Annotated in this window: 18 protein-coding genes and 2 pseudogenes; 11 read left to right on the forward strand and 9 right to left on the reverse strand. The window is 71.0% G+C overall.

Annotation, left to right across the window (positions count from 1 at the left end):
• Nucleotides 1-3 precede the first annotated feature (3 nt).
• From DFR74_RS02530 to DFR74_RS02550, 5 genes and pseudogenes are all read right to left on the reverse strand, one after another.
• A complete protein-coding gene (locus tag DFR74_RS02530) occupies nucleotides 4-1,425 on the reverse strand; it encodes an ABC transporter substrate-binding protein (protein WP_067504714.1) in 1,422 nt (473 codons plus the stop codon).
• Between the two features lie 21 nt (nucleotides 1,426-1,446).
• Complete coding sequence (locus DFR74_RS02535; RefSeq protein WP_067504631.1) at nucleotides 1,447-1,674, reverse strand: 4Fe-4S dicluster domain-containing protein; 228 nt, start codon at nucleotides 1,672-1,674, stop codon at nucleotides 1,447-1,449.
• A pseudogene (locus DFR74_RS02540) lies at nucleotides 1,674-4,345 on the reverse strand (fumarate reductase/succinate dehydrogenase flavoprotein subunit). Before DFR74_RS02540 ends, DFR74_RS02535 begins: the two are co-directional and overlap by 1 nt.
• A gap of 5 nt (nucleotides 4,346-4,350) precedes the next feature.
• Nucleotides 4,351-5,157, reverse strand: coding sequence for a GntR family transcriptional regulator (locus tag DFR74_RS02545; protein WP_067504634.1), 807 nt, complete (start codon nucleotides 5,155-5,157; stop codon nucleotides 4,351-4,353).
• A gap of 471 nt (nucleotides 5,158-5,628) precedes the next feature.
• The gene (locus DFR74_RS02550; protein ID WP_067504637.1) at nucleotides 5,629-6,546 is read right to left on the reverse strand and encodes a LysR substrate-binding domain-containing protein; all 918 of its coding nucleotides are present in this window, start codon (nucleotides 6,544-6,546) and stop codon (nucleotides 5,629-5,631) included.
• 120 nt (nucleotides 6,547-6,666) lie between these two features.
• Here DFR74_RS02550 and DFR74_RS02555 point away from each other — a divergent pair, with 120 nt between their 5' ends.
• The 6 genes from DFR74_RS02555 (at nucleotide 6,667) to DFR74_RS02580 (ending at nucleotide 14,768) form a co-directional block, all read left to right on the forward strand.
• Nucleotides 6,667-7,662, forward strand: a complete 996-nt coding sequence (locus DFR74_RS02555; RefSeq protein ID WP_067504640.1) for a YeiH family protein — start codon at nucleotides 6,667-6,669, stop codon at nucleotides 7,660-7,662.
• 614 nt (nucleotides 7,663-8,276) lie between these two features.
• On the forward strand, nucleotides 8,277-8,513 hold the full coding sequence (locus DFR74_RS36925; RefSeq protein ID WP_232331657.1) for a hypothetical protein: 237 nt from the start codon (nucleotides 8,277-8,279) through the stop codon (nucleotides 8,511-8,513).
• 140 nt (nucleotides 8,514-8,653) lie between these two features.
• Nucleotides 8,654-9,871 (forward strand): PucR family transcriptional regulator, encoded by a 1,218-nt coding sequence (locus DFR74_RS02565; RefSeq protein ID WP_084537381.1) that lies wholly within the window; start codon nucleotides 8,654-8,656, stop codon nucleotides 9,869-9,871.
• 170 nt (nucleotides 9,872-10,041) lie between these two features.
• Nucleotides 10,042-11,505 carry a class I adenylate-forming enzyme family protein gene (locus tag DFR74_RS02570; RefSeq protein WP_067504647.1) on the forward strand — a complete coding sequence of 488 codons (1,464 nt, stop codon included), beginning with the start codon at nucleotides 10,042-10,044 and terminating at the stop codon, nucleotides 11,503-11,505.
• 36 nt (nucleotides 11,506-11,541) lie between these two features.
• A complete protein-coding gene (locus DFR74_RS02575) occupies nucleotides 11,542-13,344 on the forward strand; it encodes a DUF3556 domain-containing protein (RefSeq protein ID WP_067504649.1) in 1,803 nt (600 codons plus the stop codon).
• The gene (locus DFR74_RS02580; RefSeq protein ID WP_067504652.1) at nucleotides 13,341-14,768 is read left to right on the forward strand and encodes a phytoene desaturase family protein; all 1,428 of its coding nucleotides are present in this window, start codon (nucleotides 13,341-13,343) and stop codon (nucleotides 14,766-14,768) included. Before DFR74_RS02575 ends, DFR74_RS02580 begins: the two co-directional genes overlap by 4 nt.
• 119 nt (nucleotides 14,769-14,887) lie before the next feature.
• Here DFR74_RS02580 and pucL read toward each other — a convergent pair whose 3' ends face one another.
• The 4 genes from pucL to DFR74_RS02600 all read right to left on the reverse strand — a co-directional run bounded on the left by pucL (nucleotide 14,888) and on the right by DFR74_RS02600 (nucleotide 19,649).
• Nucleotides 14,888-15,787 (reverse strand): factor-independent urate hydroxylase, encoded by a 900-nt coding sequence (gene pucL, locus DFR74_RS02585; protein WP_067504655.1) that lies wholly within the window; start codon nucleotides 15,785-15,787, stop codon nucleotides 14,888-14,890.
• A gap of 258 nt (nucleotides 15,788-16,045) precedes the next feature.
• Nucleotides 16,046-17,350, reverse strand: coding sequence for an amidohydrolase family protein (locus DFR74_RS02590; protein ID WP_067504659.1), 1,305 nt, complete (start codon nucleotides 17,348-17,350; stop codon nucleotides 16,046-16,048).
• 126 nt (nucleotides 17,351-17,476) lie between these two features.
• The gene (locus DFR74_RS02595; RefSeq protein WP_067504662.1) at nucleotides 17,477-18,460 is read right to left on the reverse strand and encodes an isopenicillin N synthase family dioxygenase; all 984 of its coding nucleotides are present in this window, start codon (nucleotides 18,458-18,460) and stop codon (nucleotides 17,477-17,479) included.
• A 22-nt stretch (nucleotides 18,461-18,482) separates the two neighbouring features.
• On the reverse strand, nucleotides 18,483-19,649 hold the full coding sequence (locus tag DFR74_RS02600; protein WP_067504665.1) for a nitrate ABC transporter substrate-binding protein: 1,167 nt from the start codon (nucleotides 19,647-19,649) through the stop codon (nucleotides 18,483-18,485).
• A gap of 302 nt (nucleotides 19,650-19,951) precedes the next feature.
• Here DFR74_RS02600 and DFR74_RS02605 point away from each other — a divergent pair, with 302 nt between their 5' ends.
• From DFR74_RS02605 to DFR74_RS02625, 5 genes and pseudogenes are all read left to right on the forward strand, one after another.
• A complete protein-coding gene (locus DFR74_RS02605) occupies nucleotides 19,952-20,734 on the forward strand; it encodes an ABC transporter ATP-binding protein (protein ID WP_067504668.1) in 783 nt (260 codons plus the stop codon).
• The gene (locus DFR74_RS02610) at nucleotides 20,731-21,621 is read left to right on the forward strand and encodes an ABC transporter permease (protein WP_067504671.1); all 891 of its coding nucleotides are present in this window, start codon (nucleotides 20,731-20,733) and stop codon (nucleotides 21,619-21,621) included. The genes DFR74_RS02605 and DFR74_RS02610 overlap by 4 nt, the downstream gene beginning before the upstream one ends.
• Before the next feature lie 20 nt (nucleotides 21,622-21,641).
• A complete protein-coding gene (locus DFR74_RS02615) occupies nucleotides 21,642-22,685 on the forward strand; it encodes an isopenicillin N synthase family dioxygenase (RefSeq protein WP_067504674.1) in 1,044 nt (347 codons plus the stop codon).
• 76 nt (nucleotides 22,686-22,761) lie between these two features.
• Nucleotides 22,762-23,406, forward strand: coding sequence for a GntR family transcriptional regulator (locus DFR74_RS02620; protein WP_067504677.1), 645 nt, complete (start codon nucleotides 22,762-22,764; stop codon nucleotides 23,404-23,406).
• 164 nt (nucleotides 23,407-23,570) lie between these two features.
• Nucleotides 23,571-24,086 (forward strand): annotated as a pseudogene (locus tag DFR74_RS02625) (methyltransferase domain-containing protein); the annotation flags it as partial.
• Nucleotides 24,087-24,228 lie beyond the last annotated feature (142 nt).

Below are 24,228 nucleotides of genomic sequence, written 5' to 3' on the forward strand. Positions count from 1 at the left end.
CCGCTAGCGCGCTCGCAGCGCGTCCGCGTACTCGAGGACGGTGCTGCCGGGTCTGCTGTCCGCGTAGGCGCGGGCGTCGGCGGCCACGGCGAAGGGCCGCAGCCGTTCCTCCGGCGCGGCGGCGGGGTCGTGCACCCAGGTGGCGGCCGTGGCGAAGATCCGCAGGCCGGTGCCCGCGTCGGGGACGTAGGCGGCGCGCAGGTCACCGCCCCGTTCGGCGACGAGGCGCAGCAGGCAGGCGGGCGTCCTGGTGACGGTGGTGCCGTCCTGTCCCGCGAACCACACCTCCGAAGCGGTGGCCGGATCGTCGGCCACACCGCCGCACACCGGGTCGGTTCCGGCGAGCGGGCTCGGCGCGGCCGTGCTGTCGCGGGCGAGGTCGTAGTCGGCGCCGTAGAGGGCGCGCAGGTGGCTGTCATCGACGAACCGGCCGAGGTCGAGATCGGCCAGCGCGCCCAAACTCTGGAGGAACGGGAGCAGGGATCCGAGGGCTTCCACCAAAGGCTGTTTGATGGTCGGATCGAAGCTCACCAGGCCGTTGGGACCGTTGTAGAGGTAGACCACTTCGGCGGGGATGCCGGTGATCTCGGCGACGCGCTGCGCCGCTTCGAGGGGGTTGGCGTTGAGGTAGTCGGTGGTCTCGCGCTGCGCCGCGAGGAACGCCTGCACCACCGCGGGATGCTGTTCGCCGAATCGCTTGCCCGCCACGACGCCGTGGAAGGTCGGGATCTCGGCGCTGCCGCCGTCGTAGAGCAGGCGCGCCTTGCCGTCGAACACCAGGGTCTGCGGCCACGGCACGAACTGCGCCAGCGCCGCCACCTGCGCGCCCTGCAACGCGGACGCGCCGACCGGCGGGTCCTGGCCGAGCAGCTTCACGTCCTCGAGGGTGAGCCCGGCGGCCGAGAGTCCGGTCGCGAGCATGCCGTGCGCGGCCGACCCGACGCTGGTGGACACCACCTCGCCGCGCAGATCGGCCAACGTGGACGCGGGCGAATCCCGAGGCACCACAACCTGATTCAGCGAACCGCGCAGGTTGTAGCCGGTGACCGCGATCAGCGCCGAGGCGACGTCGGCGTGATCGCGGGTCTTGGAGCCGTTCACCAGCAGCGGCGCGTCGCCCATGGAGCCGATGTCGACCTGGCCGGCCAGCATCTGCGCGGTGAGCGGCGGCCCGGAGGCGAAGTCCTTCCACTCCACCCGGTAGGTGACGCCGGTGGCCGCGCCCAGTTCGGCCAGTTTCGCCTCGAAGGTGCCGCGATCGCGCAGCAGGGTGCCCGCCGTGACGGTGTTGATCGTCTTGGACTGGTACCCGACATTGACGGTGATCGCGCCGTCGTCACCGCCGGACCCGCAGCCGGCGAGCAACGTCGCGGCGAGCACGGGGCCGAGCAGCAGCGCGGCGGCGCGGATACGTGTGTTCCTCATCGTGATGCCCTCCACCCGCCATCAGCGCAGCAGGTAGGGGATGTTCACGGTGACCGCGTCGACCGGGCAGCGCGCCGCGCACGGACCGCAGTACCAGCACTCGTCGACGTGCATGTACGCCTTGCCGGTGTCGGGGTGGATCGCGAGCGAGTCGAGCGGGCACATGTCGACGCACAGCGTGCAGCCGTCGATGCATTTGGCGTCGTCGACCGTGACCGGCACGTCGACACGGGTGTTCACCTGGGCCATCAGAGGTCCTTTCCGGAGTTGGCTATCCCTATGCGGGCGAAGGCGCGGACGTCGGCGTCCGGGTCCTCCAGGGCGGTGCGAAGGGCTTCGGTGACCTCCGGGTATTCGGCGATCCGCTCGGCCAGTCCGCGCACGGCGGCCTTGCGGACATCGAGGTTGTCGTCGGTGATCGCCGCGACGAGCAGCGGCGCGGCCAGGTCGGGGTCGGCCACCGCCAGTGCGGCGGCCGCGCCCTGGCGGACTTCCCAGGCGGGATCGGTCATCGCGGACGCGGCGAGGGCCGACGCCTCGCCGTCGCAACCGGTCGCGGCCAGGGCGGTGAACGCGGCGGCGCGCACCAGCGGGTCGTCGTCGCGGGCGAGCCCGGTCAGCGTGGCCGCGCCGCGCGGATCGCCCACGGCGGCAACGCCTTTGGCAACGGCGATCCGCACCAGCGGCGCGGGATCGACGGCCGCGGTGTCCAATTCGGCCAGGGCGTCGACGGAGGTGAGCCCACCGACGACGACGCGGCGCACCTCCGCGTTCGGATCGGCCAGGCGCCCGGCCAGTTCGGCGGCGTCGGTGCGCCGGTGCCGCCAGAGCGCTTCGATCGCCGCCGCGCGCACGGCCGGTTCCGGCGCGCCGGCCGCGGCGCGCAGCACCGCGTCGAATTCCGTTCCGGGAACCAGCACTTCGAGCAGTTCGGTGAGCAGGCCGATCGCGGCGTGCCGCACCGACACGTCGGGATCGGCCAGTCCCGCCGCGATGAGCGGCGACGCCGCCGCCCACTCCTCGGTGGTCTCGCTCAGCACCGAGAGCGCGGTGCGCCGGACCTCCGGATCGGGATCGCGCAGGAACGGCGCGAGTTCGGTGAGTTCGGGACACTCTTCGGCGAGGTCCATCAGCGCGAGCAGCCGGGCGCTCATCGTCCGCTCCACGCGCCGACGAGATCCGGCGCCGCGACGTCGGGGACGCCGTCGGGGCGGGTGAAGCCGGGTACCGGGACGATGTAGGGCGCGACCGGACGCGTCACGAACTCCATGGCGCCCGAGTCGCCGCGCCTCAGGTTCAGGTGGCAGAACCATTCGGCGTCATCGGCATTCGGCCAGTCGGCGCGCTGATGGTAGAGGCCCCACCGGCTTTCGGTGCGCCGCAGCGACGCCCGCGCCGCCATCTCCGCGCAGTCGCGGATGAACGTGACCTCCGCGCAGCGCATCAGCTCGTGCGGGGTGCGCCCGCCCATGGCGGCGATATCGGTGTGCATCCGTTCGAAGGCCTCCACGCCGAGGGTGAGGTAGCGCTGGGTCTTCGGCGGTTGCAGGTAGTCGTTGACGAAGCGGCGCAGCTTGTATTCGACCTGTTGCTGGGGCGGGCCGTCCGGGTTGCCGAGCGGGCGGTAGATCAGCGCGTGCGCGGCCTCGATCTGATCCTCGGGGAGGGCGGGACGGGCGGCGGACTTCGCGTAGCCGGTGGCGCTCTCCCCCGCGATGTCGCCGTAGACGAACGCGCCGATCATGTAGTTGTGCGGGACCAGCGCCATGTCGCCCGCCGCGTAGAGGCCGGGGACGGTGGTGGCCGCGTGCTCGTCCACCCAGACGCCCGAGGCGGAATGCCCACTGCACAAACCGATTTCGGAGATGTGCATCTCGATGTCGCGGGTCCGGTAGTCGGTGCCGCGCCCGGCGTGGAAGGTGCCGCGGGTGGGGCGTTCGGTGGTGTGCAGGATGCCTTCGATCTGGGTGATGGTGGCGTCCGGCAGGTGGCTCAGCTTGAGGTAGATGGGGCCGCGCGCGCTGTCGAGTTCGCGTTTGACCTCGGCCATCATCTGGCCCGACCAGTAGTCGCAGTCGACGAACCGGTTGCCTTCGGCGTTGACCTGGTAGCCGCCGAAGGGGTTGGCGACGTAGGCGCAGGCCGGGCCGTTGTAATCCTTGATGAGCGGGTTGATCTGGAAGCATTCGATGCCGGAGAGCTCGGCGCCGGCGTGGTAGGCCATGGCGTAGCCGTCGCCGGCGTTGGTGGGGTTCTCGTAGGTGCCGTACAGGTAGCCGCTGGCGGGCAGGCCCAGGCGGCCGCAGGCGCCGGTCGCCAGGATCACCGCGCCCGCCGAGATCGTCACGAATTCCCCGGTGCGCGTGTCGAATCCGACCGCGCCCACCGCCTTTCCCCCCACCGTGAGGACCCGCACCGGCATGACCCGGTTGCTGATGGTGACCTTGGCCCGCACGTCGCGGGCGCGCAAAGTGCGGTACAGCACCTTCTTGACGTCGCGACCCTCCGGCATGGGCAGTACGTAGCTGCCGGAGCGGTGCACTTTACGCACCGCGTACTCGCCGTGCTCGTCCTTCTCGAATTTGACGCCGTAGCCCTCGAGCCGCTGCACCATCTCGAAACCGCGGGTCGCGGTCTGATACACGGTGCGCTGGTTGACGATTCCGTCGTTGGCGACGGTGATGTCGGCGACGTAGTCCTCGGGGCTGGCCTTGCCGGGCACCACCGCGTTATTGACGCCGTCCATGCCCATGGCCAGCGCGCCGGAGTGCCGCACGTGCGCCTTCTCCAGCAGCAGCACGTCGGCGCCGTGGCGGGCGGCGGTGAGCGCGGCCATGGTGCCCGCGGTGCCGCCGCCCACGACCAGCACATCGCAGGCCAGTTCCCGGCGGGTGGCGGCGGGTGGAATGTCGGTCGACATCCGGATCAGCCCCTTTCGTTCGGTTCGGGCGCACCGCGATTCGGCGCGACCGGGATGCGGTGCAGCCGCCCCGACAGCGAGAACCGGTCGCCGCGATAGCGCACGTACTCGAGGTCGATGGGGCGGCCGGTGTCGGTGTAGGTGAGTCGTTCCAGGAACAGCAGCGGCGAGCCGGGCCGCACCGCGAGCAGGCCCGCGACCGTCGGATCGGCGGCGACCGCCTCGATGGACACCGCCGCCGAACCCAGCGGCAGGCCCAATTCGGCTTCCAGCAAACGGAATACGTCGCAACCGGTGAGGTCCATGTCCAGCAGCGGGGCGCCCACGTCGGCGGTGAGGTAGCTCGCGTCGAGGGAAAGCGGTTCCCCGTCGAGGTGACGGACTCGTTCCAGCGCGACGACCGGCGTGGCGGGCTCGAGTTCGAGGCGTTCGGCCACCATCGGGGTCGCGGGCACCACCTCGGCGAGCAGCACGGTGTTGACCACCCGGTCGCCGCCGGTCTCGAAGGTCTCCGCGAGCCCGCGCAGGCGGTCCAGGCTCTGCACCGCTTTGTCGACGACCACGAAGGTGCCCGCGCCGGGCACGCGGTCGACCAGTCCCTCGTCGCGCAGCAGGGTGAGCGCGTCGCGCACGATATTGCGGCTGGTGGCGAAGTCGGCGGCGAACTGCGCCTCCGAGGGCAGCGGCCGGTTGCCGTAGACGCCGCTGCGGATGCGCGCCCGCAGGATGTCCCTGATCCGCCGCGCAGGCGCCGAGCGCCTGCTCCCCCCGGCGGTGCTCCCCGGGAGCCGCGAATACGTTCTGCCTGTCATGCGGCAAATGCTGGGAAGAGATGGTTACGCGCGGCGTTTCCGGCAATTACCGCGCGGTTACGCCAGTTGTCTGCCGCCGAACCGGTGCCCCTACCTGCGCGAATGCGCGGGCATCCGGCAATACCACCACTTGCGCGCGAGGTCGGCGAAGTGCGAGCGGACCACTCCGGGCGCTGCGGCGGGCAGGCGCCGACAGCTCCCGGTACCCATGGCGAGCCCACGCGCTGGGCAATCTCGGCGTTCCGTGACCGGCACACCCCCACGCGAGCAGCAGCACTCGGATACCACGCCGAACACTCCTGCCCACGAACCCCGTCGCCGGTCGGGCGGCACACCAAACGCGCCGCTGTCACCCGAGCCCGGTCTCGGCACCTCGCGCGCGGACATCCACGCCGTGACCGCCCGCACCGGTGCCGGGGCGCCAGACCGCGCGGGACTGACCGACCGGCACCGGGAAGCCCGCGAACAGTCCTACTGCGCGGGCAGATCCCCCGCGGCGATATCCGCCAGCGCCCGCGCCGGGCCGGACGGCGGCGCGCCCCGCCGCCAGACCGCGCGGAACTGGCGGGTGAGCACCGGGCCGCCGGCGAGCGGAACCTCCACCAGCGCGCCCGAAGCCAAGTCCGGTGCGGCGATGAGGCGGCTGAGGACGGCCGGGGCCAGGGCGGTGCGGGCGGCGGCGACGATGGTGGCCGCCGAGCCGAGTTCGGCGGCGGGACGGGCGGGTTCGGCCCGCTCGGCCAGCGCCTCCCAGACCGCGTCGCGGGTGCCCGAGCCTGGTTCGCGCCACAGCAGCGGCGTCGCCGCCAGCTCGTCGACGGTGAGCGGGTCGCGGCGGGTCGCCCACGCGTGCGCCGGTGCCACCACGACCACCAGTTCGTCGGCGCCGAGCACGCAGCTGCCGAGATCGGGCGGCGGATGCGGTCCTTCCACGAAGCCGAGGTCGGCGCCACCGCCGCGCACCATGTCCATCACCTGGCGGCTGTTGGCCACCTCCAGCGCCACCGACACCTCGGGGTGGGTGTCCCGCAGTGTCTGCAACCACTGCGGAATGCGATGGTCGGCAATGGTTTTCGACGCGGCCACGCGCAGGCGCGGCACCGCTCGCGCGCGCAGTTCGGCGACCGCGTCACCGAAGGAGCGGGCGGCCTCGAGCACGTCGCGAGCGCGGTCCACCACGGCGCGCCCCGCGTCGGTGAGCGCCGAGCCGGTCGGCCCGCGGTCGAGCAGGCGCAGGTGCAGGCGGCGCTCCAGCGCGCTGATCCGCATGCTCGCGGCGGGCTGGCTGATGCCGTGGCGGCGGGCGGCCGCCCCGAGGCTGCCGAGTTCGGCGACCGAGACGAGCAGGTCGAGAACCTCCAGATCGGGTGTTCCCGGTGGCAGCGTCATGGGACCGATTATGCGGAGTCCCCCGACCGCGACCGCGCGGCATGCCCATAAGCCACACTGATGAGCCTCTGCCGAATCGGCCTCTACTCGGCGCGGCGCGCGCCGGTGAAGGTGTGAGGCATGTGCTGTTCACCCCGATTCCTGCCCGGACTTGCGCTCGTCGCCGCGCTCGCCACCGTCGCCGTGCTGATCGGCTCGGCACTGCCGGTGCTGGGCGCGCCGGTGGTGGCGTTGGCGATCGGCGCGGCGGTCGGCGTCGCGCGGCGGCGGGCGGTGGACGAGGACGGCGTGTTCGGGCCGGGACTGGAATGGACCAGGCAGCGGGTGCTGGGCGCGGCCATCGTGCTGCTCGGTCTGGGACTGCCGTTCGGCGCGGTGCTGAGCGTGGGCAGGCAGACCGCCGTGGTGCTGGCGGGCACCGTGGTGGTGGGCGCCGTCGCCGCCCTGCTGGTGGGCCGGATGCTGGCGATGGACCGGCAGTCGGCCACCCTCATCGCGGTGGGCACGACCATTTGCGGCGCGTCGGCGATCGCGGCCGCGACGGCGGTGCTGCGCCCCGACCGGGAGCGGGTTGCCTACGCGCTGGGCACCATCTTCGTGTTCAATGTCGTTGCGGTGCTGGTGTTTCCGCCGGTGGGCCGAATGCTCGGCATGTCGCAGGAGGCGTTCGGCCTGTGGGCGGGCACGGCGATCAACGACACGTCGTCGGTGCTGGCCGCGGGCACGATCTTCGGCGCGGCGGCGGCCCAGTTCGCGGTGATCGTGAAGCTGGTGCGCAGCCTGTTGATCGTGCCGATGTGCGTGGGACTGCATCTGGGCTCGCGCGGGGCCAGCGGCGCGCAACGCGCGGCGTGGCGGACGATTCCGCTGTTCGTGGTGCTGTTCGTGGCGGCCTCGGTGATCGCCGGGCTCGGGGTGGTGCCCGAGAGCTGGGCGGAGCCGCTGTCGCGGACGAGCACGTGGTTGATCGCGGCGGTGCTGGCCGCCATCGGGACCTCGCTGTCGTGGCGGCGGATCCGTTCGGCGGGCGTGCGACCGCTGGTGTTCGGCGGGGCGCTCGGCCTGGTGCTGGCCCTGTCGTGCCTGGCGTTGCAGCGGGCGACCGGCTGGTGGTGAGGGCCCGGGTGGGGCACACCCGGGCCCTCCGGGGTCACGGAACCAACAGCCGTGCCAGGAAGTCGTTCACGGCCGCTATCAGCGCATTCACGAACTGCGGGATCATCGCTCCTCCTCCCAATGTGTGACCCGCCGGTCGCCCCGCTCACCGCCGAGCGAACGACGGACTGTGTCGAAGTATTCGTAGTCACCGCCGCCGGGGATGGGCATCGGAGGCACAATGGCCTGGTGACCGGGAGGGTGTGGTACGCCGCGTACGGCTCGAACATGCACCGGCAGCGGCTGCGCTGCTACCTGGCCGGCGGACGGCCCAGCGGCGGCGCGATCACCCTGCCCGGCTGCCGCGACACCGCCGAGCCACGCGAGTCGCGCCCGGTCACGCTGCCCGGCCTGCTGTACTTCGCCACCGAATCCCTGACCTGGACCGGCGGCCGCGCCTTCTACACGCCGAACGCGGCGGGCGAGACCGCCGCGCACGCGTATCTGATCACCGCCCAGCAGTTCTCGGACATCGTCGCGCAGGAGATGTACCGGCCACCCGGCGAAGACCTCGAGCTCGCCGAGGTTCTCGCCGACGGCCACCACGCCCTCGGGCCGGCCGCTACGAAACCCTGGTGCACGCGGGCGATCTCGACGGTCACCCGATCCTCACCTGCACCGCGCCGTGGCGGCACACCGACCTGCCGGGCAATCCGCCGGCCGCCGCGTACCTGCGCCACCTCGCGGCGGGACTGGCCGAATCCCACGGCTGGCCGCTCCCCCGCATCGCCGAATACCTGGCCACCCGGCCGGGCGCGGCGCCGCGCTGGACTCCGAACGCGGTGCTCGACCTGTTGCGCGCGGACATCTGACGGCCCCGCGCACCGCGAATCTTCGTCTCCGGGAGACAACGCAAACGCCCTCCCCACGCTGCTCGCCGCTCTACCCTCGAGGCGTGAGTCCCGACGACGAGGTCGATGTGAGCGGCTACGTCGCCGTCCTGGCCGCCCGCATGAACGAGCGGGTGACCGAGGTCAGCGGCGTCATCAGCGACGAGCTCACCGACCAGATCTCCGAGCTGCGCGTCGACGCGCGCACCCTCGAACTCCTCGGCGCCAGCGTCGAGGGCAATGTCGACACCATCCTGCACGCGCTGCGCCACGGCATCGCCGTCGAGCGCATCACCGCGCCCGCGGCCGCGCTCGAATACGCGCGCCGCCTGGCCCAGCACGGTGTGCCGGTGAACGCGCTGGTCCGGGCATACCGGCTGGGGCAGCGCCGGTTGACCGAGCTGGTGTTCGCCGAGTTACGCAGTATCGACATGCCGCCCGGCACCGGGATCGTGGCGATCGAGACCATCACCCGGGTGCTGTTCGCCTACATCGACTGGATCAGCCAGCAGGTGGTCGCGGTGTACGAGGAGGAGCGCGACCGCTGGCTGGAGAACCGCAACAGCGTGCGCGCGCTGCGGGTGCGGGAACTGCTCGCCGAACGCGCGCCCGTCGACGTGGACGCCGAGACCGAGACCATCCGCTACCCGCTGCGCTGGCATCACCTCGCGCTGGTGCTGTGGTATCCCGACGGGCAAGCCGTACCGGGCGACGACGAGCAGCTCACCCGGTTGCAGCGGTTCGCCCGGGAGCTGGCCGACGCGGTGGGCACCGACGCCGCGCCGCTGTTCGCCGCCACCGACACCGCGAGCGGCTGGGCCTGGCTGCCGTTCCGTGCCGCACCCGACGGCCCTGTCACCGCCGTCCGCCGGTTCTTCGCCCGGCAGGCGGGCGCGCCGCACGCCGCGATCGGGCGGCCGGGCGCGGGGATCGACGGCTTCCGCCGCTCGCACCGGCAGGCCCAGCGGGCGCGGGCGGTCGCCGTGGCCGGTGCGGGCCGCCACCGGGTGGTGGCCGCCGACGATCCGGGATTGCCGCTGGTCGCGCTGCTCGGTGACGATCCCGCCGACCTGCGCGAATGGGTGGGCGACGTGCTCGGCGGCCTGGCCACCGACAGCCCCGACGACGCCCGGTTGCGCGAGACGCTGCGGATCTTCCTGCGCACCGGCGCCAGCTACAAGGCGGCGGCGCTCGAGCTGGACCTGCACTTCAACTCGGTGAAGTACCGCGTGCGCAAGGCGGTCGACCGGCGCGGGCGCCCGATCGGCGCGGACCGCCTCGACGTGGAGGTGGCGCTGCTGGCCTGCCACTGGCTCGGGTCGGCCGTGCTGCGGCGCTGAGTTCTGCCGAGCCCCGGGGTTCTGGCGAGCCGGGGTTCCGCCGAGCTCCGCCGATTGTCTCCGGGAGACAAAGCCGCGCGAGTAGTTCGTCGTCGCACGATGGTGTGGTCCAGGTCACTGATTCCTACCTTTAGGGAGTCATCAGCCGGACCACCACACCAGGACCGCCCATGCCTCTCGCCGATCTCCCCGGCACGCGCCGACGCCAGAACCCCGGCGCGCCTTGCCTTTCCGACGACGACGTCACTCTCACCGCCGCGCAGTTCGACGAGCGGGTGCGCCGCGCCGCCGCCGCGCTGCGGTCGCACGGCGTGGGGCCGGGCGACGTGGTCGCCGTCATGTTGCCGAACACGGTGACGTTGGTCGTCACCCTGTTCGCCGCCTGGTACACGGGTGCGGCGCTCACGCCCGTCAATCCGGCGCTGACAAACGCCGAGGTCGATTACCAGCTCACCGACGCGCATGCCAAGGTGCTCGTCACCGACAGCACCTACGCGTCGGGCGACACGATCGTGGTCTCCCCCGCCGAACTGCTCCACCCCGAACCGGTGGCGACCGAACCGGTCCGCGTCGGCGACGCCGAGCCCGCGCTGCTGATCTACACCAGCGGCACCACCGGCCGCCCGAAGGGCGTGGTGCTCGACCACGCGAACCTGAATGCCATGTGCGCCATGATGATCGACGCGCTGGGACTGTCGGCCGCCGATCACAGCCTGCTGGTGCTGCCGCTGTTCCACGTCAACGGGATCGTGGTGAGCACGCTCTCGCCGCTACTGGCGGGCGGGCGCACCACCATCGCCGGGCGCTTCAGCCCGAAGACGTTCTTCGACCGGCTCGTCACCAGCGGCGCCACCTACTTCTCGGCGGTGCCGACCATCTACACGATGCTCGCCGACCTGCCGCCGCAGGTCCGTCCCGACACTTCGCGGGTGCGGTTCGGCATCTGCGGCGCGGCTCCGGCCAGCGTCGAACTGATCGAGAAGTTCGAATCCCGTTACGGCATCACGATTGTCGAGGGTTACGGCCTGTCCGAGGGCACCTGCGCGAGCACGCTCAACCCGGTGGCCGGGCTGCGCAAACCCGGCACCGTGGGCCGCCCGCTGCCGGGCCAGCGCGTGCGGATCGCCGACGAGACGGGCGCGCCGGTACCCGACGGCGAGGCGGGCGAAGTACTCATCCAGGGCCCGAATGTCATGCGCGGCTATCTGAATCGTCCCGCCGAGACGGCGAAGACGCTGGCCGGCGGCTGGCTGCACACCGGCGACATCGGCTACCTCGACGCCGACGGCTACCTGGTGCTGGTGGACCGCGCCAAGGACATGATCATCCGCGGCGGCGAGAACATCTACCCGAAGGAGATCGAGAACGTCGTCTACCAGCTGCCCGAGGTCGCCGAGGCGGCCGTGGTCGGCAGGCCCAGCGCGCTGTACGGCGAAGAACCGGTGCTGTTCGTCGCGCTGAACTCCGGCGCGGACCTGCCGCCCGAGCGGATCCTCGCCCACGTCGGCGCCCGGATGTCGAAATACAAACTGCCCGTGGACGTCACCGTGCTCGACGAGCTGCCCAAGAACGCGGTCGGCAAGCTCGACAAGCCCTCGCTGCGCCGCGCCCTCGTCACCGCCGACGCCGTCTGACATCGCACCCTCCGAAACGAATCAGGGGTTACTCCAATGGGATTCACCACACCAGACCTGCCGGCGGTGGAGCCGGAATCGTTCCTGCGCAGACCGCTCATGGAGCGCATGCGCATCCTCGCGCTCGACTGGGCCGACAACGGCTTCGGGTCGCCGCGCATGGTGCACCTCGTCTACATCGCGAAGCTCGTCGTGTTCTTCGCGATCGGCGGCATCACGGTGGCGACGCTCACCTCGGGGCTGCCCGCGTTCTGGCACGTCGCCGACTGGTGGAACCAGCCCATCGTCTACCAGAAGGTCATCCTGTGGACGGTGCTGCTGGAGGCGATCGGCGTGGCCGGGTCCTGGGGGCCGCTGGCGGGCAAGGTCAAGCCGATGACCGGCGGCATCCGCTTCTGGGCGCGGCCGGGGACCATCCGGCTGCGGCCGTGGCGGTGGGTGCCGGGCACGAACGGCGACCGGCGCACCTGGGTCGACGTGACGCTGTACCTGGCGCTGCTGGCCAGCCTCGTGGTCGCGCTGGTTTCGCCTGGCGTGCCCAGTGATTCGCTCGCGAGCGTGGCGCCCTCGATCACCTCGGGCCTGGTGGCTCCGGCGCTGTTGATCGCGCCCATCGCGCTGCTGATACTGGTGGGCCTGCGGGACAAGACGATCTTCCTGGCCGCGCGCGGCGAGCAGTATCTGCCCGCGCTGGTGTTCTTCGCGGCGCTGCCGTTCGTGGACATGATCGTGGCGCTGAAGATGCTGATCGTGGTGGTGTGGGTCGGCGCGGGCTTCTCCAAGCTGAGCAGGCACTTCTCGAATGTGGTTCCGCCCATGGTGTCCAACAGCCCGTCGATTCCCTTCAAGTTCGTGAAGCGGGCGCACTACCGGGACTTCCCGAAGGACATGCGTCCCTCGCGGCTGGCCGATGTGATGGCACACGGCGGCGGCACGTTCGTCGAGATCGTGGCTCCGCTGACCCTGCTGTTCTCCACGAACAAGTGGCTCACCTTGGCGGCCGTGCTCGTGATGGTGACCTTCCACCTGTTCATCATTTCGACGTTCCCCCTGGCGGTTCCGCTGGAATGGAACGTGGTGTTCGCCTACGCGACCGTCTTCCTGTTCCTCGGATTCCCGAACTGGAACGGTTTCTCGCTGGCCGACATGTCCTCGCCGTGGCTGCTGATCGGCCTCGCGGTGGCACTGCTGTTCTTCCCGGTGCTGGGCAATCTGCGTCCCGACAAGGTGTCGTTCCTGCCCTCGATGCGGCAGTACGCGGGCAACTGGGCGTCGGCGGTGTGGGCGTTCGCGCCGGGCGCGGAGGACAAGCTCAACCGCGTCACCCGCTCGTCGGGCAACCAGATCGACCAGTTCATCGCCTTCGGCTACGAACCGCCGTGGGCCGAGATCACCCTGCAGAAGACGGTCGCGTGGCGCAGCATGCACAGCCAGGCGCGCGGCCTGTTCTCGCTGCTCATCGCCCGCCTGCCCGATGTGGATACGCGCACCGTGCGCGAGGCCGAGTTCCTGTGCAACTCGATCCTGGGCTTCAACTTCGGCGACGGGCACCTGCACGACGAGGACATGATCCGCGCGGTGCAGAGCGAGGCGCGCTTCGCACCGGGCGAGTGCGTGATCGCGTGGGTGGAGTCCGAGGCGTTCGGCAGCGGCATCCAGCGCTACAAGCTGATCGACGCAGCGCACGGCGTCATCGAGACCGGCACCTGGCGGGTGGCCGACGCTGTCGCCGAGCAGCCGTGGCTGCCGAACGGGCCGATCCCGCTGCACGTCACCTGGTCGCTGGCGGCGGCGCGGGCCGAGCGCCCCGCCGAGCAGGGTCGCGAGGCGCTGGCGTGAGCACGGCGACGGTGGTGGGCGCGGGCCCCAACGGGCTCGCGGCCGCCGTCGCCCTCGCCACCGAGGGCGTCACGGTGACCGTGCTGGAGGCGGCCGACGAGATCGGCGGGGGGACAAGGAGTTCCGAAGCCATCGTGCCGGGGCTGTTACACGACCACTGTTCGGCGATCCATCCGATGGCCGTGGGGTCGCCGTTCCTGAACGGGCTCGGACTGGACCGGTACGGGTTGACCTGGCGGCTGCCCGAGATCGACTGCGTCCACCCGCTCGACGACGGATCGGCGGGCGTGCTGCATCGCTCGGTCGAGCGGACCGCCGCCGGGCTCGGCCGTGACGGCGCGCGGTGGCGGTGGGCGTTCGAGGGACCGGTCGCCCGGTACGACGCGCTGGCCGAGGACATCATGCGGCCGCTGCTGCGGGTGCCCCGGCACCCGATCACGTTGGCGCGCTTCGGCGCACCGACCGTGCTGCCCGGTTCGGCGTTCGCGCGGTACTTCCGGACGCCGCAGGCGCGCGCACTGTTCACCGGGGTGGCGGCGCACGCGTTCCGGCCGCTGCACTACCCGCTCACCTCGGCGATCGGGTTGGGCATCCTCACGGCGGGCCACCGTTACGGGTGGGCGGTGGCCGAGGGTGGGTCGCGGGCCATCACCGGCGCGCTGGCCGCGTTGCTCGCCGATCTGGGAGGCAAGATCGAGACCGGGGTGCGCGTGGAATCCGCCGCGCAGCTGGCGGATTCGGATGTCACGCTGTTCGATCTGGATCCGGCGTCGGTCGCCCGCATTCTCGGCGACCGGCTTCCCACCCGAATCGCCAAGGCGTTCCGGCGATTCCGGCGCGGGCCGGGGGCGTTCAAGGTCGATTTCGCGGTGGAAGGTGGTGTGCCGTGGACCAACCCCGACGCGCACCGGGCCGGCACCGTCCATCTCGCGGGCACCCACGCCGAACTGGCCGCCACCGAACGCGACATCCACGCGGGCCGGATGCCGGAGCGTCCGTTCGTCCTGGTCGGCCAGCAGTACCTAGCCGACCCGTCGCGATCGGTGGGCGATGTCCACCCGGTGTGGAGTTACGCGCATGTGCCGCACGGCTACCCGGGCGACGCCACCGCCGCGATCATCGCCCAGATCGAGCGCTTCGCCCCCGGCTTCCGCGACCGGATCATCGGCCTCGAAGTCCGGTCCACCACCGAAATACCCGCCCGCAACGCCAATTTCGCGGGCGGCGACATCATGACCGGCGCCAAGGATCTCCGCCAACTGCTCTTCGGCCCCCGAATCACCCTGTCCCCCTACACCCTCGGCCTACCGGGCATGTACCTCTGCTCCGCCGCCACCCCACCGGGCCCCGGAGCACACGGCATGTGCGGCGCCAACGCGGCGACGCTCGCGCTGGAATACTTGGCGCGCTCAGGACGCGGTTGACGCCGCCGACCGGAAGGCGGTGCGGTGGCGGGACGCGGCTCGACGCCTGCCACGAGGTGACGATCGAGGTGGCACACTCCCTCGCGTCAGGCGGCTGCCGGCCATACAGGACGGCCGATTCAGGCCGCGCCCTTCTGCCAGGACGGTCCCGCGTCAGGGGCGTCGGTGCGGAGGACGGAGGCTTGGATGAGGCCGTAGGGGCGGTCGGCGGCGTGGAAGACCTCGTTGGGGTTGGGGAGGCCGAAGGGGGCGAGGTCGTAGGCGAAGTGGTGGTTGTTCGGGGCGGAGAGGCGGATTTCGGCGATGGGTGGATGAGCTTCGAGGACCGCCTTGCCCATCTCGAACAAGGTCTGCTGCAAGGCTTTCGAGTCGACGTCGGCGAAGCGGTCGATCAAGAGGGCGCGGACGTCCGCGTAGGTGGTGTCCCAAGCGATATCGGTTGCCGTGTAACGCCACTCGACGGTGACCGTGGTGGCGAGGACGCGGTCGGCCGCGGGGCGCAGGGTGGTGTACTCGTCCACCAGGAAGCCCTCGAAGGCGGAGCCGGTGGACTTGAGCAGGGTGAGGTCTTTCAGACCCGCGATCACCCAGGCCTCATCGGCAGTGGCTGTGACGGCGGCGGTGCGCACCTCCTGCCCCCGGCGGATCCAGGTGTGGTCGTGCTCGCGCCCCGCGACGGTCGCGCGCTGCCACAGGTACTCCTCGATATCGATCCGGGCGCAGTCGACGGCGGCGAAACGGCTGGCGAAATGGCGGGCCAGATCGAGGCCGTAGTCCTCGATCGCACCGAGGCGGTCTTTGGCGAAGGCGTAGGCGGTGTTCTTCTGACTGTCGGTCGGCAGCACCGCGGACTGGTCGCCCTCGAGGTGGGCGGCCGCGAAATCGCCACGCAGCGTGGTCGATACGTTCACGTCGCGGATCTCGTGACGGGCGTTCTCGCGGTGGATGCGCACGACGCGGTTCTCGGCTTTGCCGTACTGGTTCGGCCCGAGGACGATCGCGCCCGATAGTGCGGTCATGTGGGTTCTCCTTCGTCTTCGGTCCCGGGCGAACCGGGACGATCGGCTGGAATCCCGGTCAGCGAGAAGGGCCGTCGTGCCACCGCGGACCGGGCAACTCGATGAACGATGCTGGGCTGTCGGACCTCTCGGGTCGCGGCACGGCCGATCGGCGGACGGGTCGCCGGTGGCCGAGAGACGGTGCGGTGAATGATGCTGGGCCGACCGAGTACGATCGCCGGGGAGGGGATGGCTGGGATTCGGACCGGCAACGAACACTCACCCCAGGGCGACGAGCTCCCGGACCAGCTCGGCTTCGTCCACCCGGGTGCTGCGCCCGTCGCGCACCACAACCTCCCCACCCACCAGCACCGTGTCGACGATCCGGCTGCTGCCGGTGGTGAGAATCGACGCTCCGGGATCGCGCACGGGCAGCGTCGCGAAGTCCCGCTCGAACCGGAGCAACGTCAGGTCGGCGACGTCCCCGACCGTAACCCCGCCCGAGCGCGCGGGCAGTCCGAGCGCGGAATTCGCGCCGCCCGAGGCGATGTCGAGCATGTCCGCGAACCCGAGCAGATCGGCCCGCCCGCGCACGGCGCGCTGCACGTAGGCGCCCGCGCGCAGCGATTCCAGCATGTCCTGGGTGTCGTTGCTGGCCGCGCCGTCCACGCCCAGCCCCACCGCGACGCCCGCGTCGAGCAAATCGGGCACGGCCGCCACGCCGCTGCCCAAGCGCATATTGCTCACCGGGTTGTACGACACCGCGACACCGCGTTCGGCGAGTGTGCGCCGTCCGGACTCGTCCAGCGCGACGCAGTGCACGGCGAGCACCCGATCCCACAGGAACCCGTGCGCGTCGAGGTAGTCGACCGCACCGAGCCCGGCGTGCTCGCGGCACATCAGGTCGTCGGTAGGCGTCTCGAGCAGGTGGATCGAGACGGGCAGCCCGCGCTCGCGCGCGAACTCACCGATCGCGCCCATCCCCTCCGGCGTCACCGATCGCGGATTGGGCACCGCGAGCCCGACCTGAATGACGCTGCCCTCGGTGTCTTTCAACAGTTGTTCGGTATGCGCGAGCACGTCGTCCAGCGGTTGCATGAGCCGCGGTTCGAACCCCCACCGCCGGCTGGCGTCCGCGCGGTCGGCGATCCCGCGCCCGAGCACGGCGCGAATCCCCGTATCGCGCAATCCTCGGACGACGGCGTCGTGCACCTCCGCCGAGGGATGCGGCCACATGTGCTCCATCAGCGTCGTGGTCCCGCTGCGCAACGCCTCCAGCGCCGCCGCCACCGTCGCCGTGTAGGCCCGCTCCGGGGTGATCGCGACGGCTTCCGCGCCGACCGCGAGCAACCACTCCAACAGCGGTGTCCCCTCGGCGATTCCGCGTTGCAGCGACTGCTGGAGGTGGGTGTGGGTGTTGACGAAGCCGGGGATCAGGTAGCCCCCGCGCCCGTCGACGCCGCCCGCGCCCGCCGTGCCCGCGGGCGCGATCGCCGTCACCAGCCCGTCCTCGATCAGCACATCACGGTCCGGCAGCCAGCCGCCGCCCGTGTAGACGGTCACGCCGGTGACGGTCGTGGTCATCGCATCCTCCGTAGAGCTCCGGAATCAGTGGTCAGCAGCCGGGATTGAACGGCAGCGTGGTGTGCACGGCGGCGGCGTCCCCGCACAGCCGCCGCAGCGCACCCAGCAGTCCGCGCAGCGCGGCGCTCATCGCGCCGGCCGGGCGAAGTTGGCGTTCACCCGCTGGTACAGGTAGTCCTCCGCGGTGATCGGCGGGTACTTGCCCGCCGGCCCGGAGATCACCACATCCCGGTTGGCCTGCGCGAAGAACGCGAGACTGTAGCGCGCGCCGCGGTATTCGCCGGGGCCGGGCGTCTTCACGCGATGGAAGTTGGAGGGCAGTCGGTCGTCGCTCCAGCGGGTGAGCATGTCACCGATATTGCAGGTGATCACCTCGTCGGCCGGTTCGATCGGCGTCCACTCCTGGGTCTCCATCTCCGCGCCGGGACACACTTGCAGACCGCCCTGCCCGGCACGCTGGAAAAGCAGTGTGAGGCAGTCGAAGTCGGTGTGCGCCCCGGCCCGCCAGGTGTCCGGGCCGAACTCCGCGTCCTCGGGCAGCGCGAAATAGTGCAGCAGTCGAAGCGTGCTCTGGTAGGCGGGTGTGGACGGGTCGTGCGCCGCGGCGAAGAAGTCCCGCTCGAAGCCGAGCTTGTCGGCGAAGCAGGAGAGCACCCGCATGGCCAGCTCCCAGCACGACGCCTCGAAACCCAGCACGGTGTCGCGGAATCCGGGCAGCTCGTCCTCGGTGGGCCACAGGTCGTCCATGTGCGGGCGGGTGACCTGGAAGGACTCCTTCTGGTCCGGCGTCCCGATGGAGGGCCGCACCTGCGTCATGGACTCCCAGCCGGAGTTGAAGCCCTTCTTCAGCGGGTACTTGCCCTTCACCTCGGCGGGCAGCGCGAAGTACGCCTCGGCCGCGGCGAACGCGGCCCGCACCCGCGCCAGGTCGATGCCGTGGTCGACGACCTGGAAGAACCCGATGTCGGTGGCGGCCGACCACAGCTCCTCGGTGATCGCCGCGCGCCGGGAGTCGAAGTCCGCCAGGCTGATCCGGCGGATCTCGCGGTCGGTGGTCTCGATCCCGAGCGCGCCCATCCTGGACTCGCGCTGCAATTCGGTGAGCGTCATGGGGAATCTCCTCGTGGTGGGGTCAGCGGATGCCGATGGACGGGTCGGTGAACCGTGGATCGAACAGTTGCGCGCCGGTCAGATCGGCGGGCAGATTCGCACCGCCCGCGTTGAGGATGGGGAGCAGCTGGTCGACGGTGCGCTGGGTGCGGGCGGGGTCGTAGGTGCCGAACGTGCCGCTCGCCCCGTTGGCGAGAAGCCCTTGCGCGGCAAGCAGTTCCGCGCCCGCCGCGGCCTGGCCCGCGCTGTAGGGCTTGTAGGCGAGGTCGGCGGCGATGATGTCGACGATGGTCTCGTTGGCCCGCTCCGGCGCGCCTACGTAGTCCACGCCGGACTGCTGGATGATCGGCACCAGCCGCTCCAGGCAGGGCGTCAGCGCGTCCAGCTTGTCGGGGCGCACCACCACGTTGGAGGCGTAGATGTCGAAGCCCGCGTCCTTGACCAGCGCGTACTTCACCGGCTTGTTCCAGGCGGGGGTGTCGTTCTCGTAGGAGTAGGGCTCGGAGTTCGCGAAACCCTGCTGGGCGATGGAGGGGTCCCCGACGAAACGGGCGGGGGCGCCGTCGTAGGTGGTGTCGAGCTGGCCGGCCTCGAGCAGGCCACTCGCGACCAGCCACTGCGGGAAGATCTGCTCCTTCGACACCACCACCGTCGCGCCGGACTTGCCGATATCGGCGATGGTCTGCCACTCCGGGTGGGTGGCCGGGTCCCACAGGAGGATCGCGGGGCTGTACTCGAGCAGCGGCGTCAGGCCGATCACCCGCTGGCTGCCCGCCGCCGCCACGAGCTGGTCGCCGTGCACGATGCCGAGGTCGATCTCCTCGTCGACGTAGAGCTGCGAGGACACCGACTGGAACCCGATCGCGGGGCCGCCCGCGCGCAGCGTGAGGTCGACGCCGGTGTCCTTGCCGCCCGCGACCAGCGGCCCGGTGACCGAGCGGGCGTCGGTGTCGACGGTGTAGCCGGGGCCGAGCATCTGGAACAGCGCGCCCATATCCGATTGCGGCTGCCATTGCAGCTGGATGTCGACGGTCGCGGGACACACGTCGGCGAGCGCCCGCGCGCCGGTGGCCGGCTCCAGCGCGACGGCGGCCGTGTCGGTGGCGTCGCCGCCGCACGCGGCCAGGGTGAGGGTGGCGAGGACCGCGGTGGCCAGGGCGGCCGGGGTGCGGAATCGGGATGGTGTCACTGGTCTCCTCGACGGGAAAGCGGCGGGGCAACGCCGGTCGAACGGGGTACCGCGGGGGCGGTGGTGGTCGCCGATCGGGTCGTCCGACGAACGACGACCACTATCGAACGCCGGTGATTACATGCAATGTCGGATTTGTTTCCACTCCGTGAACTCTCCCGATGACGCTGATATGTCCAGGTAAATACGCAGAAAGTCATCCCGGCGTAACACGGGGCAATTGCCACGTCATACATGTAATCCACCATTGGTCACGTTCGAGCATGTGGATCTGCATGCACACACCGACCCGGAGGCCAGGCATGGGGCTCGCGAACACGATGCGCGATTCGGACGCGCGGACACTGACCAAAGGCGTCGAGCTGTCCTTCGATTCCGTCACCAAGCGGTTCCCCACCGGAACCGTCGCCCTCGAGGGCATCGACCTGCGGGTGCGGCGCGGCGACTTCGTCGCCGTCGTCGGTCCCTCGGGCTGCGGCAAATCGACGCTGCTGCGCATGGCGGCCGGTCTGGAACGCCCGACCTCCGGGTCCGCGGCGGTCGCCACCGAATCGGTCGGCTTCATCTTCCAGGAGCCCACCCTGCTGCCGTGGCGCAGCGTGCGCCGCAACGTGGAGCTGTCCATCGAACTGCGCGGCGCCGACCGCGCCACCCGCCGGGCCCGCGCCGACGCCGCGCTGGCCGCCGTCGGCCTCACCGATTTCGCCGGGCAGCTGCCCAAGACGCTGTCGGGCGGGATGAAGATGCGCGCCTCGCTGGCCCGCGCGCTCACCCTCGCGCCGGAGGTGCTGCTGCTGGACGAACCGTTCGGCGCGCTCGACGAGATGACCCGCCTGGACATGCAGGGCGAACTCCAGAAGCTCTACAGCGACAAGGGATTCACCGCCATGTTCATCACGCACTCGGTGTCGGAGGCGGTGTTCCTCGCCAACCGGGTGGTGGTGATGACGCCCCGGCCGGGCCGGATCGCCGACGTGATCGACATCGACTTCCCGTACCCGCGCGACCCCGGCCTGCGCTACGAGCCCGCCTTCACCGACCACGTCTCCCGGATCTCAGCGTCCCTGCACGGAGGAACCCGATGACCGACACCGCCGTCCCCTTGGTGTCCCGCACCGAAATGCCCGCCACCGCGACGAAAGCCAGAGAACCGGCCGACCACTCGGCCACGCTGGGCCGCCTCGCCGGACGCACCGCGAGCGCGATCGGCCTGCCGCTCGCGTCGTTCGCCGTGGGGATCGCCGCCTGGTACGCCGTCACCTACCTCGTGCTCGCGCCGGAGCGCCGCTTCCTGCTGCCCGCCCCGCACCGCGTGCTCACCGAATCGCTGCTCGACCCCGCCCACGTGGGGCCGATGCTGGAGGCGCTCGCGGTGACCGCGCGCGTGGCCGCGATCGGATTCGCCGTGGCGGCGGTGGCGGGCGTCGCGATCGGCACCCTCATGAGCCGCGCCCGGTGGGTGGAGCGGGCGATCTACCCGTACGCCGTCGCCCTCCAGGTGATTCCGATCCTCGCCCTGGTGCCGCTGATCGGATTGTGGTTCGGCTACGGCACCTTCGCGCGCACGCTGGTGTGCGTGATCATCGCGCTGTTCCCGATCATCACCAACACGCTGTTCGGCCTGCAATCCGTGGAGCGCAGCCAGCACGAGCTGTTCACGCTGGCGCGCGCGTCGAAGTGGGACCGGCTGGTGAAACTCGAACTGCCCGCGGCACTTCCGTCCATCCTCACCGGTCTGCGGATCTCCGGCGGACTGGTCGTGGTGGGCGCGATCATCGGCGACATGTTCTTCGCGAAGGGCCAGCCCGGCATCGGCACCCTGCTCGACGTCTACCGCAGCCGGTTGCAGTCCGAAGACCTGTTCGCCGCCATCATCCTCGCCGCGCTGCTCGGCGTCACCGTGTTCGTCGTGTTCAGCGCCGTCTCGCGGGCGCTCGTCGGCAAGTGGCACACCTCGGGCGAGCACCGATGAATCACTCAGGGAGAGAACATATGTCCGACACGTTCGAAGTACCGGCCATCGATATCACGCCCTACCGCGTCGAATCGTCCGCCGAGGCGCGCGCCGAGCTCGCCGCGCGTCTGGACCGCGCCTGCCGGGAGGTGGGCTTCGTCCAGATCGTCGGGCACGGCATTCCCGACGAGGTCACCGGCGCCCTGGCCGACGCGCTCGACGCGTTCTTCGCACTGCCGCTCGACACGAAGAAGGAGTACCGGCGCCCCGTCACCGAGAATCGCGGCTACTCGCCGCCGAAGACCGAGTCGCTGAGCATGAGTCTGGGCATCGCGTCGGCGTCGATGATGAACGACTTCTACGAATCGCTCACCGTCGGCACCGAGGCCGCGGCCTACCCGGGCCTGACCCTGCCCGCCGTGAGCTACGCGCCCAACACCTGGCCGGGCGTGCTGCCCGAATTCCGGCCCGCGATCGAGGAGTACTTCCGGCACGCGCAGGAGCTGTCGCGAATCCTGTTGCGCGCGTTCACCGATGCGCTGCATCTGCCCGAAGGCTATTTCGACGCGCTCACCGATCACTCGATCGAAGTGCTGAAGATGAACAACTACGCGCTACCGGAATCCGAGATCCAGCTCGCCGGTGAGCTGACAGGCATGGGCGCGCACACCGACTTCGGCATCCTCACCATCCTCTGGGCCGACCGCGTACCGGGGTTGCAGGTGCTCGACGGGGACGGCGTGTGGCACGACGTGCAACCCGCCGAGGGCGCACTGCTGGTGAACCTGGGCGACGCCATGGCGCGCTGGACCAACGACCGGTGGCTGTCCACGGTGCACCGCGTGGACCCGCCCATCGTGGACGGCCGCATCCGGCGGCGGCGCTCGGCGGCGTTCTTCTTCGACGGCAACCACGACGCGGTGATCGAGACGCTGCCCGGCTGCCTCGGCCCCGGCGAGACCGGCTATCCGCCGATCACCATCGCCGAGAACATCGCCGCCAAGCTGGCGGGGATGAAGTCCGGCGTCGCGCCGGCCGGTCTGCGCGAAGCCGAGCGCGTGCTGGCGGCCCGCGACCGGTGATCCCGCGCGCGCCACGACGAGCCCGCCACGCCCCGCGTTACCGTGGGGCGTGGCCAGGACCAGCGGAGAACAACAGATGACGACGACCGAGCGCGCCCTGCTCGCCGAATCGGTCCACGCCACCCTGCGCGAACAGATCTTCGCGGGCGACCTGCCGCCCGGTACGCCGCTGAGCGTGCCCGCGCTGGCGGCGAAGCTGAACGTCAGCCGCACGCCGGTGCGGGAGGCGGTGCAGCAGCTCATCAACGAGGGCATCGCCGTCTATACCCGCAACGCGGGCGCCAAGGTCGACACCGTGGACGACGACACCATCCGGTCGGTGTTCCAGGTCCGCGAAGTCCTCGACGGGCTCGCCGCCTACCACGCCACGCTGCGGGCCACGCACCGCAACGTGGCGGAACTGTCGGCGATGCTCGACGAACAGCGCGATCTGCTGGACTCGCCCGCCGACCAGCGCCGCGACGCCCGGCTCGACCTCGAATTCCACACCGCCATCCGCGATATCGCCGACAACAAGCCGTTGAGCGAGGCCCTGTTCCGGCTGGACGGACAGGCGCACCTGTACCGCTCCGACATGTGGACCTCACCCGACAATCGCCGCATCGCCGTGGTCGAGCACGACCGCATCGTCGCGGCGATCCGCTCCGGCGACGCCGAGGGCGCGCGCTCGGCCGCCTGCGCGCACGTGGCCGGCCTGCTGGTGCGCACCCGGCGCAAGTGACGCCGGATTCGTACCTCGTGGGGGCGGTGCGCCGACCGTAGGTCGACTCCCCTGTCGACGCTGCGGAACCGCGTGAAGTTCACCCTGGCGGGCGAGGTGCTGGAGGCGGCGAACCCGCTGCTGCCGGGCCGCCCGCACGAGGAGTTGGTGCGCCACGTCGCGCAGGGCGCGTGCGAGAGTTGTGCGCGGGCACCGGCTACGCATCCCGGCTGCCGGCGCGGCGGCGGCCCGGCGCGCACGCGGTCGGCGTGGACATCTCCCCCGAGATGATCGCGGTCGGCCTGCGCAAGCTGTCGTCGGCGGGTATCACCACCGTCGATCTGGTGCGCGGCGATGTCGCCGCGCTCCCCTACCCGGACAACTCCTTCGACGTGGTGATGGCGGCGTTCGGCCTGCACGAGGTCCCGACGGAGGTGCGCCGCGCGGCGATCCGCGAGTCCGCCCGCGTGCTCACCCCCGGCGGTCGCTTCGTCGCCGTCGATCTCGACCGCCCCGCCCTGACCGGTCTCGCCGTGGACGCCTACCTCCTCGTCATGGAACCCGGGCACGCCCGCGAGGTCTGCGGCGACGGACTGGTGAACCTGCTGCGCGCCAACGGATTCCGCATCGACCACCACGATCCGGCCACGGCCGCGCGCCCCACCCGGACCGTCGTCGCCTGCCTGCTCCCGACCGGCTGAATCCGCGCCTGTCGCGGGACGACACCGACGCGTTCACCCCCGCGCCCGGGACTGCGGCACCCGCCATAAGTGAATCTTGCGACTTTCGTTGAAACCGGCCCATTGCCCGGCTTCGGCTGATACCTTACCGTGCTATGTGAAT

The sequence above is a fragment of the Nocardia puris genome, from assembly GCF_003315035.1.
In the GTDB taxonomy this organism is placed as follows: Bacteria; Actinomycetota; Actinomycetes; order Mycobacteriales; family Mycobacteriaceae; genus Nocardia; species Nocardia puris.

Coding starts and splice junctions, on each gene's coding strand:
- DFR74_RS02545 (WP_067504634.1), bottom strand. CDS start 5,157: ATGACAGGCAGAACGTATTCGCGGCTCCCGGGGAGCACCGCCGGGGGG.
- DFR74_RS02575 (WP_067504649.1), top strand. CDS start 11,542: ATGGGATTCACCACACCAGACCTGCCGGCGGTGGAGCCGGAATCGTTC.
- DFR74_RS02610 (WP_067504671.1), top strand. CDS start 20,731: ATGACCGACACCGCCGTCCCCTTGGTGTCCCGCACCGAAATGCCCGCC.
- DFR74_RS02615 (WP_067504674.1), top strand. CDS start 21,642: ATGTCCGACACGTTCGAAGTACCGGCCATCGATATCACGCCCTACCGC.
- DFR74_RS02570 (WP_067504647.1), top strand. CDS start 10,042: ATGCCTCTCGCCGATCTCCCCGGCACGCGCCGACGCCAGAACCCCGGC.
- DFR74_RS02555 (WP_067504640.1), top strand. CDS start 6,667: ATGTGCTGTTCACCCCGATTCCTGCCCGGACTTGCGCTCGTCGCCGCG.
- DFR74_RS02565 (WP_084537381.1), top strand. CDS start 8,654: ATGAACGAGCGGGTGACCGAGGTCAGCGGCGTCATCAGCGACGAGCTC.
- DFR74_RS02550 (WP_067504637.1), bottom strand. CDS start 6,546: ATGACGCTGCCACCGGGAACACCCGATCTGGAGGTTCTCGACCTGCTC.
- DFR74_RS02590 (WP_067504659.1), bottom strand. CDS start 17,350: ATGACCACGACCGTCACCGGCGTGACCGTCTACACGGGCGGCGGCTGG.
- DFR74_RS02535 (WP_067504631.1), bottom strand. CDS start 1,674: ATGGCCCAGGTGAACACCCGTGTCGACGTGCCGGTCACGGTCGACGAC.
- DFR74_RS02605 (WP_067504668.1), top strand. CDS start 19,952: ATGGGGCTCGCGAACACGATGCGCGATTCGGACGCGCGGACACTGACC.
- DFR74_RS02530 (WP_067504714.1), bottom strand. CDS start 1,425: ATGAGGAACACACGTATCCGCGCCGCCGCGCTGCTGCTCGGCCCCGTG.
- DFR74_RS02595 (WP_067504662.1), bottom strand. CDS start 18,460: ATGACGCTCACCGAATTGCAGCGCGAGTCCAGGATGGGCGCGCTCGGG.
- DFR74_RS02620 (WP_067504677.1), top strand. CDS start 22,762: ATGACGACGACCGAGCGCGCCCTGCTCGCCGAATCGGTCCACGCCACC.
- pucL (WP_067504655.1), bottom strand. CDS start 15,787: ATGACCGCACTATCGGGCGCGATCGTCCTCGGGCCGAACCAGTACGGC.